Origin of the sequence: Neotamlana nanhaiensis, assembly GCF_000943555.1 — a bacterium.
Taxonomy (GTDB): domain Bacteria; phylum Bacteroidota; class Bacteroidia; order Flavobacteriales; family Flavobacteriaceae; genus Neotamlana; species Neotamlana nanhaiensis.
Map to the genome: position 1 here is coordinate 399725 of NZ_JTDV01000002.1, position 14907 is coordinate 414631.

Below are 14907 nucleotides of genomic sequence, written 5' to 3' on the forward strand. Positions count from 1 at the left end.
TGTAATATTCATTTTTTAGTTATCTTTAAATACTAACATTAACTAATTAACATTATGGATTTTATAAACCCTTTTGCAATTGTAGTTGCAGCAGTTTCGGCTTTGGTTATCGGATTTATTTGGTATAACCCTAAGGTTTTTGGTACCGCTTGGATGAAAGCTGCCGACATGACCGACGAAAAAATTAAAGGAGGTAACATGGCCAAAATTTTTGGTTTAGCGTTGTTATTTGCTTTTCTTTTAGCAAGTGCTTTACCAGGTATTGTGGTACACCAAATGGGCGTTTTTAGCTTGGTTGGAGGCGATCCTGCAAATGCGTTACCATCGTACGAAGCCATTATGAGCGACTACGGAAGTGCCTTTAGAACCTTTAAACATGGCGCTTTTCACGGTGTGCTTTCAGGTATTTTTATTGCATTACCAATTATAGGAACTAATGCCTTATTTGAACGAAAAAGTGCTAAATACATTTTTATAAATGCAGGATATTGGATTGTAACACTCGGTGTTATGGGTGCTATTATTTGCGGTTGGAATTAAGAATTTTTGTAAGGATTTAACATAAATAGAGACTGAGAATTGTATTTTTCAGTCTTTTTTATTTCAGCGTAATTGATACACTTTAAAATCTATACTTCCCCAAACGAACTTCCCAAATTATGGGATAGTTTTGTAGCTCATGATGCGTTTTTACAAAGCGCTTATTTTAAAGCTATTAAAAAGGCTTCGCCAGAAAATATTAGTTGGTTTTTTGTAGGGGTATTTAAAAATGAGACTTTGGTTGGAGTGGCTGTAACGCAGCGTGTGGAGTTGTATTTAAAAGATATTTTTCGTGATGAAAAAGACCGCTGCTTAAAAACACTGTTTCAAGATTGGATTGCTAAAATATTAAGAGGAAATATTTTAGTAGTTGGTAATTTAATGCAAACAGGTCAGCATGCCATGTATTTTGATGAAAGGGAATTAACTTATTCGGCCTTTTTAAAAACACTTTTAAAGGCGGTTGATGCTATTAAAGTGTCCATTAAAAAAACAGACCACAAGAAAATAAGAGCGGTTATGCTCAAAGATTTTTTTGAAACTAACCCAATTCATAAAGAGACTGCTGTTTTTAAAAAAGCGAATTTATATCAAGTAAAAGTACAGCCCAATATGTTGCTTTCGGTACCAAAGCATTGGCATCAATTCGATGATTACATTGCAGATCTTACCAAGAAATATCGCGATAGGTATAAGCGTGCTCGTAAGAAGTTAAACGGCATTCAAACTAGAGAATTAACGCTTGAAGCTATTCAAGAGCATCAAAACACCTTACATAGTTATTACTTAAATGTATCGAACAATGCGAAGTTTAACACCTTTATTTTACCTGAAAATCATTTTTATAATTTAAAAGAAGCCTTACAAGAAAACTTTAAGGTTTTTGGCTATTTTTTAAAGGACGAATTGGTTGGTTTTTACACGTTAATTTTAAATAATGATAGTTTAGAAACCTATTTTTTAGGCTACCACGTGGAACATCAATACATAAATAAGTTGTATTTAAACATGCTTTACGACATGCTAAAATTTGGTATCGAACATCAGTTTAAAACCGTGGTTTATGCCCGTACCGCTATGGCTATAAAGAGTTCGGTTGGTGCAAAGGCAAAACCTATGTTGGTGTACATGAAACATACCAATGTTTTGATTAATGCCTTGTTGAATCCTATTTTCAAGTTGATGAATCCTAAGCAAGATTGGGAAGAACGGCATCCGTTTAAAATGTAAGTTTTAATTAGTTCTCGATACAAATTTGCTCCGTTGCGCTTCGCAAATCCACGCGAAGTAACGAACCGTTTTTCAGAATTGCTACTAGTTGTTTTTAAAATCTACTGTCAATTCGAGTGATTCTAAGGCACGAAGAATTATATCGAGAATCATTTAAAAACAAGAATTAGTTCTTACCAAGAATTAAAAATTCACGATATTTACAAAGCAAACCAACTACCAAAATGAGCTTACGATCGCTAATACTAATTATTATAAATAGCCTTGTGTTTTTGGTAATTGTATTGCTGTCTATTACGTTTTACAATCAGTTTTCAAAGGTTTTAGACGATAGAATTCTGCTTCAGCTTAACTCGATTAAAACGCTTAAACAAATACAAATTGAGCGTTTAATAGCTTCCGAATGGGAAAATTTTAAAAACAATCCGGAAACGGCACCCTTCAGCGACAGCTTAAAAATTGTAAATTCAAAACAGATCTTTTCATCCTCGGGAGTTTACGATTTAACCAAATTTCATTCAGGTAAAAAAACATCAATAGCTTTGGTTTTGCGCGATAGCAATCAAACAAAAATGAAAGTTATTGATTATAATAAGATTAAAAACATCCTTTTAGAACGCACCGGAATGGGTGAATCTGGCGAGTCATATTTGGTTGGTCAAGACTTTCATTTACGTTCGCAATCGCGCTTTTTAACCCAAAAAATACCTGCATCTATTTTAGCAAAAACAGTTGGCGTAACACAAGCGTTTTTAGGAAAGTCGGGTAGAGGCATTTATCCCGATTATCGCGGTATTGACGTGTATGGCGTTTACGATGTTATAGAGGTTGAAAATTTAAAACTCGCCATAGTATCCGAGATTGACGAAAGCGAAGTGAATGCGCCATTAAAAGATTTGCGCTTACGGCTTTTTGGTTTAATTGTTTTGGTTACGGTTTTGGCTATAATTCTGTCGCTGTTTTTAACGCGGATTATCACGAAGCCTGTCGAGAACATGAAAAGTAGCTTAAAAATTATGGCGAATGGCGATTATTCAGGGACTGAGCAGTTTCATAAAAATTCCACCGAAATAAGTGAAATGTTTGATGCACTTGGGCAATTGAAAAAGTCGTTGCAAGGTGCTGTAAGTTTTTCGGAAGACATAGGAAAAATGAATTTAAATGCACAATACACACCAAAAAGTACCAACGATGTTTTGGGTAAAAGTTTGGTAAAAATGCGCGATAAACTTATTGAATTCCGTAATAACGAAAACAAAAACAGATTAAACACCAAACGCCAGTTGGTTGATGGTTTAGAAAACCAACGCCGCCGTTTAGCGCGCGAACTTCACGATGGTTTAGGTCCGTTATTAACTTCATTAAAATTTTATATCGATAATAAAATTGAAAGTGAAGCGCAGCGTGTTGATATGAAAACCATTTTAGATGAAACCATAGCAGAAATCCGGGTGATGTCTAACGCTTTAATGCCTTCGAGTATTGATGATTTTGGTGTTGGTACAGCCATTTTAAACTTCATTGAAAGCATAAAAAATTCTACCGAAACCAAAATTGTTTTCGAAGATTTAACTAAACAAAAGGATAGTAAAATAACTAAAAATCAGCAGATTAATATTTTTAGAATTACTCAAGAATTAATAAACAATACCTTAAAACACGCTACAGCTAAAACCATTAGAATTACCTTATCGGAATTTGACGATTTTATCTCGCTTTTTTATTTTGATGATGGTATAGGTTTTAACTTAAACCACGTAACTTTAGGTTCTGGAATTTCAAATATTAAGGAACGTGTTGATATTTGTAACGGCGAAGTTAACATAAATTCGCAAGCAGGAAGTACCACTTTTGAAATTGAATTACCCATCGATCATGACTCCAATTAAACTTATAATAGCCGACGACCACGAACTGTTTAGAAATGGTTTAAACGAACTTTTAAAAAAGTACGACGATGTGCAGGTTGTTGCCCTTGTTGAAGATGGTAATGTGTTATTTCAAGAGCTTGAAAAACATACTGATGTTGCTATGGTTTTGCTCGATATTACCATGCCAAATATGGATGGTTTTGAGGTTTTAAATACTTTAAAAAATAGAAATTCTCAGGTTAAGCCTATTGTTATTTCAATGCACGACGAAGGTAATTATATAGCAAGTTGCGCTAAAAACGGAGCTTATAGTTATTTGTTAAAAAACACCGATCAAGAAGAGCTGATAAAAACCATTAGAATAGTGAATGATGGTAAAAAATATTTTCATCCGCAGATAGCCGAAAAAATGATAAACTATATGTCGGAACAATCGGTTAGTGAAAATTTATTATCTAATAAAGAGAAAGAAGTATTAGGTTTAATTGCTAAAGGTTTAACCACCAAAGAAATCGCTAAACAATTGTTTGTAAGTAGCCGAACTATTGAGACACATCGTGCCAATATTATTAAAAAGCTGGAAGCAAAAAACACTGCCGAACTTATTAAGAAGGCCACTGAAATTAATTTAATATAATAACTATTGGTTCTGTTTTAGAAAGATAAAATGTGGCTAAATTTCTAGAAACTAATTATTAATTGAATACTATTTTAAGTCTACTTTGAGCGCAGTCGAAAGGTCTAAGAGTTACTAAAATTAGGTTTTGACAGAACTCAAAATGACATCGACTTCTACCGAAAAATTAAAAAAAATCAGTATAAATACGGATGCCGTTTCGGTAGTTTCATAGATATGTACACTGTCTATTCTGGACTTAATTTTACATGTAAATTAAAAAAGGAATATGACATGAAAAAAGTAGCTATAATAGCCATTGCATTAGTGTTTACTGCTAGTGCTTTTGCACAAAAGAGAAATGAATTTAAAGGGCCAGCATACAAAAACTACAAACCTTGGCAACACGATGTTGAACCTACTGTGGTTTATACGGTTGTAGAAAAGGAAAACCTAACAGGGCCAGAATATAAAAACCAAAAAGTTTGGGAAAAAGACAATACAGAAGCTTATAAAGTAATTACTATTGGCACAAAACGATCGAAATTAAAAGGACCTGCTTACAAGAATTATAAAGCTTGGATGCACAAAGAGCAAGAAAATAAAGACTCTTAATGTTCTAAAAATATATTTGTTAGTTTGAGTGTTACTGTTATTGTAATGTATGGAAATTGATAGAATTTTGGATTTATAGATATTTTTCGATACACCCCAAATTACCCTATCACTTCAGGAAAAGGGGCACTCAAAAACTACAATATTTATCTTCAAAAATAATTTTAGTTAATTAGTTTTTTGAGTAAATTGTTTCTTAAGAGAAAAGCGGTTTTAAATTTTTAAAACCGCTTTAGTATTAGTACAAGCTAAACTATTTAGGCATCATTTTCATCATCTTTCTTTTTCTTAGCGTTTTTCATAGCTTCACCAATTTGGTTACTAGCTGTAAAACTTGCTACCATATTATTTAACATGTCGCTACCTGCTTGTGGCGAATTAGGTAATAAAATAAGATTACTATTTGTTTCTTCACCAATAGATTGTAGTGTGTCGTAATGTTGTGTTACTACAATTAGGGCAGAGGCTTCTTGAGAGTTAATACCAACACGATTTAAAACTTCTACAGATTCTTCTAAACCACGCGCAATTTCACGACGTTGGTCTGCAATACCTTGACCTTGTAAACGTTTGCTTTCGGCTTCAGCTTTGGCTTTTTCAACAATTAAAATACGCTGCGCGTCACCTTCGTATTGTGCAGCCGTTTTTTCGCGTTCTGCGGCGTTAATTCTGTTCATAGCAGCTTTTACTTGGGCATCTGGATCAATGTCGGTTACAAGCGTTTTAATAATATCGAAACCGTATTCTAGCATGGCATCGTTAAGTTCTGCCTTTACAGCTAAAGCAATATCATCTTTCTTAACAAAAACGTCATCAAGTTTCATTTTTGGTACTTCTGCACGAACTACATCAAATACATAACTAGTTATTTGCTCATGCGGATAGTCGAGTTTGTAAAATGCATCATAAACTTTTTGGTTAAGTACACGGTATTGTACAGATACTTTTAAGCGCACAAAAACATCATCTAAAGTTTTGGTTTCAACAATTACATCTAACTGCTGAATTTTTAAGCTTAATTTACCAGCAATTTTATCAACTAAAGGAATTTTAAATTTTAAACCCGATTGGCGAATGCTGTGAAATTTACCAAAGCGTTCAATTATGGCGGCAGTTTGTTGTTTAACAATAAAAATTGAAGAAATTAGAATTACGATTCCGAGAAAAAGAATGGGAATAAAAATATAGTCCATAATAAATTAGTTTAAATGATGGTTAAAAAATTAAGATACGAAATTAATGTTATATTTGACGACAGATGTTCTCAACTTATGAAATATAATCGTCTTTTATTGTTTGTCGCTTGTTGTATAAGTTTTGTTACAAAAAGTGAAGCTCAAAATTATAGAATTAATAACGGCTTTGGTTTAACCGGAGGCATAACGCAGTTTAATATTTTAACCGATAATTTTGAAGTAGAAGAAGGAAATGGGTTTTTAGGAGGTTTTTTAGCAACTGTAGATTTACCTTTAAAATGGTATAATGTAGGTTTTGGGATGCAGTTTTCTGAAAACCCTGTGAAAATTTCAGGGCGTGAAACATTGGCTATAACAACTGATGAAACTTTTATTGAATACAAGTTGTTTACTGTACAATTGGCTATGTTGTTAAACATTAAGGTTATTCCTAAATATTTTACAATAGATGTTGGTCCAATAGTGCAATACAATAGTAAGTTTGAGTTTAAGGATAAAGATCAAGAAAGCTTTTATGTAAATAATTACGATAATTTACAGGCGAGTGATATTACTGATATTTCTCAGTTTAATTTAAATGGAGCAATTGGTGCATCGTTAGGGATTAAGCATTTTAAATTGCGTGCGCAATACATGTATGGGTTTACCAATATGCTTAATAAATTGCAGAAGAAAAACTTAGATACTTCTGGAGGCGAAGCCAATTTTAAAGGAAACCAAAGTTTATTAATGCTTGGTGCTATTGTAGAGTTTTAAAAAATTAAAAATCGGTTTTAGGAATCTCTTTATTTGTCATCCTGAACTCGTTTCAGGATCTCATAAAATTGAAATCTGTTCAGAAATAAATCTGAAAATAGGTTATATACAAATTCCAAAAAATTCCCAAAACCGATATCATATATTATAGCATCGAAATTACTTTATCAATACGTTTAATCGTTTCATTCTTTCCTATTAAAAACATAATTTCGAAAACATCTGGTCCTTGTAAGGCACCAACAAGTGCAATTCGTAAAGGCATCATAACTTTACCAAAGCCAATATTATTTTCGGTTATCCATCCTTTTATATCAGTTTGTAATGCATTTACAGTAAAATCATCAATGTGTGTTATTATGCTTTTTACTTTGGTTAAAACCTCGGCCGTATCGTCTTTAAAGGCCTTTTTTGTGGCCTTTTCGTCGTAACTTGTTGGTGTTGCAAAGAAAAAGTGTGTTAAGTCCCAGAAATCGCTTATAAATGTGGCGCGCTCTTTTATTAAGCCAATTACTAAAGCAATATAATTTACATCGATGTCGCTCTCGTTACTATTTAATTTTTCATCAAGAATAGGTTTAAATTGTTCTGCTAAATGCAAGTCGAGTTGTTCTTGCATGTAATGATGATTAAACCATTTGGTTTTATCTGGATCGAAACGCGCACCAGATTTGTTTACTTTACTTAAATCGAAAGCTTGAATTAATTCTTCTAAACTAAAAATTTCTTGTTCTGTTCCTGGGTTCCATCCTAAAAATGCTAAAAAGTTTACAACAGCTTCAGGGAAATAACCATCTTCTTTGTAACCTCTAGAAATATCGCCTTCTGGGGATTTCCATTCTAAAGGAAATACAGGAAATCCTAATTTATCGCCATCGCGTTTGCTTAATTTTCCTTTTCCTGTTGGTTTTAAAATTAATGGTAAATGTGCAAATTCTGGAGCTTCCCAATTAAAAGCACGATAGAGTAGAACGTGTAAGGCTAAACTTGGCAGCCATTCTTCACCACGAATAACGTGCGATATTTCCATTAAATGGTCATCTACAATATTTGCTAAATGGTAAGTTGGCATACCATCGCTTTTAAACAATACTTTATCGTCTAAAACGTTAGTGTCAATTTTTATATCGCCACGAATTATATCTTTTAAATGAAGTGCTTCGTCTTGCGGACTTTTAAAGCGAATAACATAATCTTCGCCAGCGTCAAGTTTTTGTTGCACATCTTCCGCGCTAAGCGATAACGAATTATTAAGCTTTAAGCGGTTATGCCAATTGTAAATAAATGTTTTGCCTTTGGCTTCGTGGTCTTTTCTGTGAGCATCTAACGCTTCAGCGGTATCGAAAGCGTAATAGGCGTTACCCGAGGCTATAAGTTCATCGGCATATTGTTTGTACAAATGTTTGCGTTCACTTTGTCTGTATGGTCCAAATTTTTCGGCTTTATTCGGCCCTTCATCAAAAGGAAAACCACACCAATTTAAGGCGTCGATAATATATTGTTCGGCACCTTCTACGTAACGGTTTTGGTCGGTATCTTCTATGCGTAACACAAAGGTTCCGTTGTGTTTTTTGGCAAATAAATAATTAAATAAAGCAGTACGAACACCGCCAATATGTAATGGTCCAGTTGGGCTTGGTGCAAAACGCACGCGAACATTTTTTGTCATGTTTAAAGTTGATTTTTTAACGCTTACAAATATTCTGCAAAGATACAATTAACGTGTAATTATGATGCGTGTAAAAAATAAAATTGTAGTTTAGTAGTTTATAGCGTTTTACCCAAATCATGACAAATTTTACAGACATACAAAACAAGGTTGAAGCTTTTATTAAAAGGTATTATACCAACGAATTACTTAAAGGCATTATTCTATTTTTTGCCATTGGATTGCTGTATTTTTTGTTCACGCTTTTTATAGAACATGTACTTTGGTTAGGAACAACAGCACGTACTGTTTTATTCTGGCTTTTTATTGCTGTAGAATTTGGCTTACTATTAAAATTTATTGCGTTGCCCTTGGCTAAATTATTTAAGCTTAAAAAAGGCATAAACCATTTAGATGCATCAAAAATTATTGGTCAGCATTTTCCTGAAGTAAACGATAAATTATTGAATGTTTTTCAGTTGGAAAATAATGCTGAAAAATCGGAATTGCTATTGGCAAGCATCGAACAGAAATCTGTAGAATTAAAACCCATTCCGTTTAAACTGGCAGTAAATTTTAAAAAGAATATTAAGTATTTAAAATATGCTGCCATTCCGGTTGTAATTATTTTGTTGTCACTGTTGTCTGGAAATTTTAATTGGTTTAACGATAGCTACAATAGGGTAGTGCATTATAAAACCGCTTACACACCGCCGGCACCTTTTGAGTTTTTTGTGGTAAACGAAAATTTAACGGCCGTAGAGAATAAAGATTTTACCTTACAAGTTCGTACTGCTGGTGAGGTAATTCCTGAAACGGTTGAAATTAATTACAACAACGAAACCTATTTTTTAAAACAGAAAGGTAATGGAGAGTTTGAATATGTTTTTAACAAGCCAAAAACAGCAATCGCTTTTAAATTAACAGCTAACCAAGTTACCTCGAAACCTTACGAAATTGATGTTGTAAAAACACCAAGTATTGTCGATTTTCAAATGCATTTAAATTATCCGAGTTACACTAAAAAGGCCGACGAAGTTTTAAAAAGTTCTGGTAGTGCTTTGGTTCCAGAAGGCACCAAAATAACTTGGGTGTTGGATGCTCAATCAACCAATGCGATTACTTTGTTTTCAAAAGATACCATTCAATTTTCTAGTGAAAACGAAACAACTTTTAAAGCGTCCAAACGTGTTTTTAGTAACTTCAATTACACATTAAGTACTAGTAATAGTAAGTTGCAGAATTATGAGAATTTAAACTTCAGTATTAATGTTATAAAAGATGCCTATCCTGAAATTAAGGTGGATGTAAAGCAAGATAGTTTAGATAACCAATCGCTTTATTTTTATGGAAAGTTAAATGACGATTACGGTTTACAAAAAGCTCAAATGGTGTATTATCCATCTAATGATATTCAAGATAAGCAGGTAGTAGATTTAGGAATTTCTAAAACTAATTTTGCCGAATTTATATCGGCCTTTCCAAACCAATTAAATATTAAACCTGGTATAGCCTATAGTATTTATTTCGAGGTGTTCGATAATGATGCTGTTCATAGTTTTAAAAGCGCTAAGAGTTCTGTTTTTTCTTTTAGAAAGCGAACTCAAGAAGAGGAAGAGCAGCGCAATTTAGAAGAACAAGGGAAAACGATAAACGATTTACAAAAGTCGTTTGAGAAGTTTAATTCGCAGGAGAAGAAACTTGAAGAACTTACACAGCTTCAAAAGGAAAAAAGCGATTTAAATTTTAATGATAAAAAGAAGTTAAAATCATTTATCCAACGTCAAAAAGAACAGGATGAGATGATGAAACATTTTAATAATAAACTGCATAATAATATTGATGAGTTTCAAAAAGAAGAGAAAGAAGATCCGTTTAAAGAAGCTTTAAAACAACGCTTAGATGAAAACGAAAAACGCCTTGAAAAAGACGAACGTTTACTAAAAGAGTTGGAGCGTATGCAAGATAAAATTAGCAAAGAACAATTAACAGAAAAGCTTGAAGAATTAGCCAAACAAAACAAGAATAAAAAGCGCAGTTTAGAGCAGTTGTTAGAGTTGACTAAACGCTATTATATTGAGAAGAAGTTAGAGCAATTAAAAGAGGATTTAATGAAGCTGGCTATTGAGCAAGAAAAACTTTCAAATGACACTAAAGAAGATAACACAGTTGAAAAGCAGGATGCATTAAACGAAAGGTTTGAAGAATACAAGAAGCAAATTTCTAAATTAGAAGAAGAGAGCAAGTCTTTAAAAAAGCCAATCGGAATCCCTAGAGATAAGCTAGAAGAAAATGAAATAGATAAAGAACAAAATACAGCCTCTGAGGAGTTGCAAAAGAAGGACCAAGAGAATGCTTCTGAAGAGAAGAATAAGCAAGAGAATAGTTTAGAGCAAAACTTAAAAAACGCTCAAAAAAGTCAGAAGAAGGCGGCTAAAAAAATGATGGAAATGAGCCAAAGCATGCAACAAGCTATGCAAGCTTCTGGTGGTGATCAGATGCAAGAAGATGCTGAAACGCTGCGTCAAATTTTAGACAACTTGGTGTTGTTTTCTTTCGATCAAGAAGACTTAATGAATCAGTTTAAAACTTCAGAAACTAACGATAATAGTTTTGCTTCAAACTTAAAAAAGCAAAATAATTTGTTAGAGCATTTCGAGCATGTAGACGATAGTTTGTTTGCCTTATCGCTTCGTAACCCTAAACTTTCCGAACAGGTTAATAATGAGATTTCGGAGGTGTATTATAACATGGAAAAGAGTTTGGAAAACTTTGCCGATAATCGAGTGTATCAAGGTATTTCAAATCAGCAATTCACAATTACTGCAAGCAATAATTTAGCCGATGTTTTAAGTGATGTGCTAGATAACATGCAGGAGAGTTTAAGTATGTCTCAAGGTCAAGGAAGTTCTGGTGACATGCAGTTGCCCGATATTATTATGAGTCAGGAGCAGCTTAATAAAATGATGCAGGAAGGTATGCAAAAAGGAGAGGGTAAACCTAGTGAAGGGGAACAAGGTGATGGTGAAAAGCAAGGAGAAGGAAGTAAATCTGGTGAAGATTCAAATGGAAAATCTGGTAACCAAGAAGGAGATAGTGACCAAAAAGGTAAGGGCAAAAGCGGTAAAGAAGGACAAAAAGAAGCAGGAGATGGAGAAGGTACAAATGAAGATTTAAATGGGTTGTTGTTTCAAATTTACCAAGAACAACAAAAGCTTAGAAATGCCCTTGAAGAGCGAATTGCTAAAGAAGGATTAAAAGGCAATGCTCGAAGCTTAGTGCGCCAAATGGAGAATGTAGAATTAGAATTATTAAACAAAGGTTTTACAAAACAAACGCTTCAAAAAATGATGCAATTAAAGCATCAATTATTAAAATTAGAGAATGCCACATTGCAACAACAACAGGATAATAAGCGTGAGTCACAATCAAATTCTAATCAGTTTAATAATAGCACGAATAATCAAATTCCAACAGCGAAACAATATTTTAATACCACTGAAATATTAAACAAACAAGCATTACCTTTGCAGCCTGTTTATAAAGTTAAAGTACAACAATATTTTAATAAGGCTAATGATTGAATTTAATTACGAAACCGATTTTAAGCTGTCTTCTGAGGATGCAATTTCTGCTTGGATTAAGGAAACGATTGAGCAAGAAAACCATATTTTAGAAGAAGTAAATTATGTGTTTTGTAATGATGACTATTTACATAAATTGAATGTTGAATTTCTCAATCATGACACTTTAACCGATATTATTAGTTTCGATTATTGTGTTGGTAAACGCGTTGCAGGTGATATTTTTATTTCTGTTGAAAGAGTAGCGGATAACGCTAAAGATTTTGATGTTTCGTTTAATGCGGAATTAAAGCGCGTTATTATTCATGGTGTATTGCATTACTGTGGTTATAAAGACAAAACAGATGCTGATGCTAAACTAATGCGAGACAAAGAAGATTTCTACTTAGCGCTTTATAATCAGAAGTTTATTTAAGAATTTTACAAAATTTAATTAGTGTTCCACGTGGAACGCTACAAATTTCCACGATATGTTTAACGAAGTATATGATGTTATAGTAGTTGGTGCAGGACATGCTGGTAGCGAAGCAGCAGCAGCTGCTGCCAATATGGGAAGTAAGACCTTGTTGGTTACTATGAATCTTCAAAACATTGCACAAATGTCTTGTAATCCAGCTATGGGTGGTATTGCTAAAGGGCAAATAGTGCGCGAAATTGATGCGCTTGGAGGTTATAGTGGTATTGTGTCTGATACCTCGGCAATTCAGTTTAAAATGCTTAATAAGTCTAAAGGGCCAGCTATGTGGAGTCCGAGAGTACAGAGTGATAGAATGCGCTTTGCTGAAGATTGGCGCATGCTTTTAGAGCAGACAAAGAACTTAGATTTTTATCAAGAAATGGTGTCTGGTTTGCTTGTTGAAGGTGATAAAGTTGTAGGTGTAAAAACATCTTTAGGTGTTGAGGTTCGAGGTAAATCTGTAGTGTTAACTAATGGTACTTTTTTAAATGGCTTAATTCATATTGGAGATAAAAATTTTGGTGGGGGTAGAGCAGGTGAAAAAGCAGCTACTGGAATTACCGAGCAGTTGGTTGATTTAGGTTTCGATTCTGGTAGAATGAAAACAGGAACGCCGCCAAGAGTGGATGGTAGAAGTTTAGATTTTTCTAAAATGGTTGAGCAGCCTGGGGATGAAAATCCTGAGAAATTCTCATATTTAGATGTTACAAAACCATTAAAGGATCAGCGTTCTTGTCATATGTCTTATACGAGTCCTTTGGTTCACGATTTGCTTCGTGAAGGGTTTGATAGGTCGCCAATGTTTAATGGTAGAATTAAAAGTTTAGGACCTCGTTATTGTCCGTCTATTGAAGATAAAATAAATCGTTTTGCAGATAAAGATCGTCATCAATTATTTGTAGAGCCAGAAGGTTGGAATACGGTTGAGTATTATATAAACGGATTTTCTACGTCGCTGCCAGAGGATGTTCAATTTAAAGCGTTGCGTTCGGTTGCTGGTTTTGAAAACGTGAAGTTTTTCCGTCCAGGTTATGCTATAGAATATGATTATTTTCCGCCAACACAATTAAAACACACCTTGGAAACTAAGTTGGTTAGTGGTTTGTATTTTGCGGGTCAAATTAATGGAACTACGGGTTACGAAGAAGCGGCTTCACAAGGCTTAATGGCTGGTATAAATGCGAGTTTAAAAGTTCAAGAAAATGAACCGTTCATATTAAAACGTGATGAGGCTTATATAGGTGTTTTAATCGATGATTTAATTACAAAAGGGACAGAAGAGCCGTATAGAATGTTTACTTCGCGTGCAGAATATAGAACCTTATTGCGTCAAGATAATGCAGATTTGCGTTTAACGCCGAAAGGTTTTGAATTAGGTTTAGCTTCAGAAAAACGATTAAAACGTATGGAGCAAAAGCATGAGTCGGCTAAAGAATTTGTGTCTTTTTTCGAAAACACAAGTGTTAAGCCAGAAGAAATCAATCCTATTTTAGAGTCTAAAAAATCTTCGCCGGTTAATCAATCTGGTAAATTGTTTAAAATTTTTGCGCGTCCTAATATTGAAATGGATGATGTTAGAAAAGTTGAAAGTGTTGAAGCTTATATTCAAGAGCATAATTTAGATCGAGAGGTGATAGAGCAAACCGAAATTCAGGTTAAGTATTCTGGTTATATTGCTAAAGAAAAAAATAATGCTGATAAGTTAAGTCGATTGGAATATGTGAAAATTCCAGCTGATTTTGATTATTCTAAAATAAAATCCATGAGTTTTGAAGCGCGCGAAAAGCTGAAAAAAATACAACCAACAACTGTTTCGCAAGCATCAAGAATTAGTGGTGTTTCGCCAAATGATATTTCGGTGTTATTGGTTTATATGGGTAGATGATGAAGGTTGTTGAGTTAAAACAGAAGGTTTCTTTTCAAATTAAGGCACAATTTGGCATTCCTCTTGTTGTTTTTTGTTGTGCTATATCTTATATTAATTTAATTTTTTTTCCTTTGGCATTAGTTTCTATTTGTCTGATGTTTGTGGGTTATTCTTATCTTTTTAGAAGTGATTTTAAACATAAAATGGTGATTACTGTTTTTGGTTTTAAGTTGATTTATTTAAAGAAAACTTTTTTGAATCCAGACTATATTTCATTATTTCCTCAGTCTTATAAGCAGACAAATGCTTTTGGGTTTTTAGAGTTTGGTCAATCTAAGTGGAAGGAGTACACTATTAAGTTTTTTAGTTCTAATAGAAATCAAACTGTTTTCAGAAGCGAAAATAAAGAAGATGTTTTGACTCTCGGAGTTCAATTATCCGACTTGTTAGGAGTCAAATTGTATAATAAATTAAAGTAGTTCCACGTGGAACAGTAGTTAAAACACTCAATAAAAGTGTTTTTTTAA

At 33.5% G+C, this 14907-nt stretch carries 12 protein-coding genes; 10 read left to right on the forward strand and 2 right to left on the reverse strand.

The genetic code is table 11. The features are described 5' to 3' along the window. Nucleotides 1-54: 54 nt before the first annotated feature. From PK35_RS04895 to PK35_RS04915, 5 genes are all read left to right on the forward strand, one after another. The gene (locus PK35_RS04895) at nt 55-540 is read left to right on the forward strand and encodes a DUF1761 domain-containing protein (RefSeq protein WP_044625560.1); all 486 of its coding nucleotides are present in this window, start codon (nt 55-57) and stop codon (nt 538-540) included. Between the two features lie 72 nt (nt 541-612). Continuing rightward, entirely contained in the window at nt 613-1770 is a 1158-nt protein-coding gene (locus PK35_RS04900; protein ID WP_044625561.1) for a GNAT family N-acetyltransferase, read from the forward strand. 224 nt (nt 1771-1994) lie between these two features. Further along, nucleotides 1995-3659 (forward strand): sensor histidine kinase, encoded by a 1665-nt coding sequence (locus tag PK35_RS04905; RefSeq protein WP_044625562.1) that lies wholly within the window; start codon nt 1995-1997, stop codon nt 3657-3659. After that, entirely contained in the window at nt 3646-4278 is a 633-nt protein-coding gene (locus tag PK35_RS04910) for a response regulator (protein ID WP_044625563.1), read from the forward strand. Before PK35_RS04905 ends, PK35_RS04910 begins: the two co-directional genes overlap by 14 nt. Nucleotides 4279-4551: 273 nt before the next feature. Then, nucleotides 4552-4872 (forward strand): hypothetical protein, encoded by a 321-nt coding sequence (locus PK35_RS04915; RefSeq protein ID WP_044625564.1) that lies wholly within the window; start codon nt 4552-4554, stop codon nt 4870-4872. A 257-nt stretch (nt 4873-5129) separates the two neighbouring features. Here PK35_RS04915 and PK35_RS04920 read toward each other — a convergent pair whose 3' ends face one another. Continuing rightward, the gene (locus PK35_RS04920) at nt 5130-6065 is read right to left on the reverse strand and encodes an SPFH domain-containing protein (protein WP_044625565.1); all 936 of its coding nucleotides are present in this window, start codon (nt 6063-6065) and stop codon (nt 5130-5132) included. Between the two features lie 78 nt (nt 6066-6143). Between PK35_RS04920 and PK35_RS04925 the strand changes: the two genes are divergently transcribed. Then, entirely contained in the window at nt 6144-6824 is a 681-nt protein-coding gene (locus tag PK35_RS04925; RefSeq protein ID WP_044625677.1) for a porin family protein, read from the forward strand. Between the two features lie 145 nt (nt 6825-6969). Here the strand turns inward: PK35_RS04925 and gltX are convergent, their stop codons facing one another. Next, nucleotides 6970-8493 (reverse strand): glutamate--tRNA ligase, encoded by a 1524-nt coding sequence (gene gltX / locus PK35_RS04930; RefSeq protein WP_044625566.1) that lies wholly within the window; start codon nt 8491-8493, stop codon nt 6970-6972. A gap of 119 nt (nt 8494-8612) precedes the next feature. Here gltX and PK35_RS04935 point away from each other — a divergent pair, with 119 nt between their 5' ends. The 4 genes from PK35_RS04935 to PK35_RS04950 are packed head-to-tail and all read left to right on the forward strand — an operon-like array spanning nt 8613 to nt 14859. Next, complete coding sequence (locus PK35_RS04935; protein WP_044625567.1) at nt 8613-12056, forward strand: DUF4175 family protein; 3444 nt, start codon at nt 8613-8615, stop codon at nt 12054-12056. Then, the gene (ybeY, locus tag PK35_RS04940; RefSeq protein WP_044625568.1) at nt 12049-12471 is read left to right on the forward strand and encodes an rRNA maturation RNase YbeY; all 423 of its coding nucleotides are present in this window, start codon (nt 12049-12051) and stop codon (nt 12469-12471) included. The genes PK35_RS04935 and ybeY overlap by 8 nt, the downstream gene beginning before the upstream one ends. A gap of 55 nt (nt 12472-12526) precedes the next feature. Beyond that, nucleotides 12527-14398, forward strand: a complete 1872-nt coding sequence (gene mnmG / locus PK35_RS04945; protein ID WP_044625569.1) for a tRNA uridine-5-carboxymethylaminomethyl(34) synthesis enzyme MnmG — start codon at nt 12527-12529, stop codon at nt 14396-14398. Next, nucleotides 14395-14859: a hypothetical protein gene (locus tag PK35_RS04950; protein WP_044625570.1), complete on the forward strand. Its 465-nt coding sequence runs from the start codon at nt 14395-14397 to the stop codon at nt 14857-14859. Before mnmG ends, PK35_RS04950 begins: the two co-directional genes overlap by 4 nt. Nucleotides 14860-14907 lie beyond the last annotated feature (48 nt).

Excerpts from the sequence above, each read along its gene's own strand:
- PK35_RS04895 (WP_044625560.1), top strand. The coding sequence starts at position 55 with ATGGATTTTATAAACCCTTTTGCAATTGTAGTTGCAGCAGTTTCGGCT.
- PK35_RS04935 (WP_044625567.1), top strand. The coding sequence starts at position 8,613 with ATGACAAATTTTACAGACATACAAAACAAGGTTGAAGCTTTTATTAAA.
- mnmG (WP_044625569.1), top strand. The coding sequence starts at position 12,527 with ATGTTTAACGAAGTATATGATGTTATAGTAGTTGGTGCAGGACATGCT.
- PK35_RS04920 (WP_044625565.1), bottom strand. The coding sequence starts at position 6,065 with ATGGACTATATTTTTATTCCCATTCTTTTTCTCGGAATCGTAATTCTA.
- PK35_RS04950 (WP_044625570.1), top strand. The coding sequence starts at position 14,395 with ATGATGAAGGTTGTTGAGTTAAAACAGAAGGTTTCTTTTCAAATTAAG.
- PK35_RS04905 (WP_044625562.1), top strand. The coding sequence starts at position 1,995 with ATGAGCTTACGATCGCTAATACTAATTATTATAAATAGCCTTGTGTTT.
- gltX (WP_044625566.1), bottom strand. The coding sequence starts at position 8,493 with ATGACAAAAAATGTTCGCGTGCGTTTTGCACCAAGCCCAACTGGACCA.
- PK35_RS04925 (WP_044625677.1), top strand. The coding sequence starts at position 6,144 with ATGAAATATAATCGTCTTTTATTGTTTGTCGCTTGTTGTATAAGTTTT.
- ybeY (WP_044625568.1), top strand. The coding sequence starts at position 12,049 with ATGATTGAATTTAATTACGAAACCGATTTTAAGCTGTCTTCTGAGGAT.
- PK35_RS04915 (WP_044625564.1), top strand. The coding sequence starts at position 4,552 with ATGAAAAAAGTAGCTATAATAGCCATTGCATTAGTGTTTACTGCTAGT.
- PK35_RS04910 (WP_044625563.1), top strand. The coding sequence starts at position 3,646 with ATGACTCCAATTAAACTTATAATAGCCGACGACCACGAACTGTTTAGA.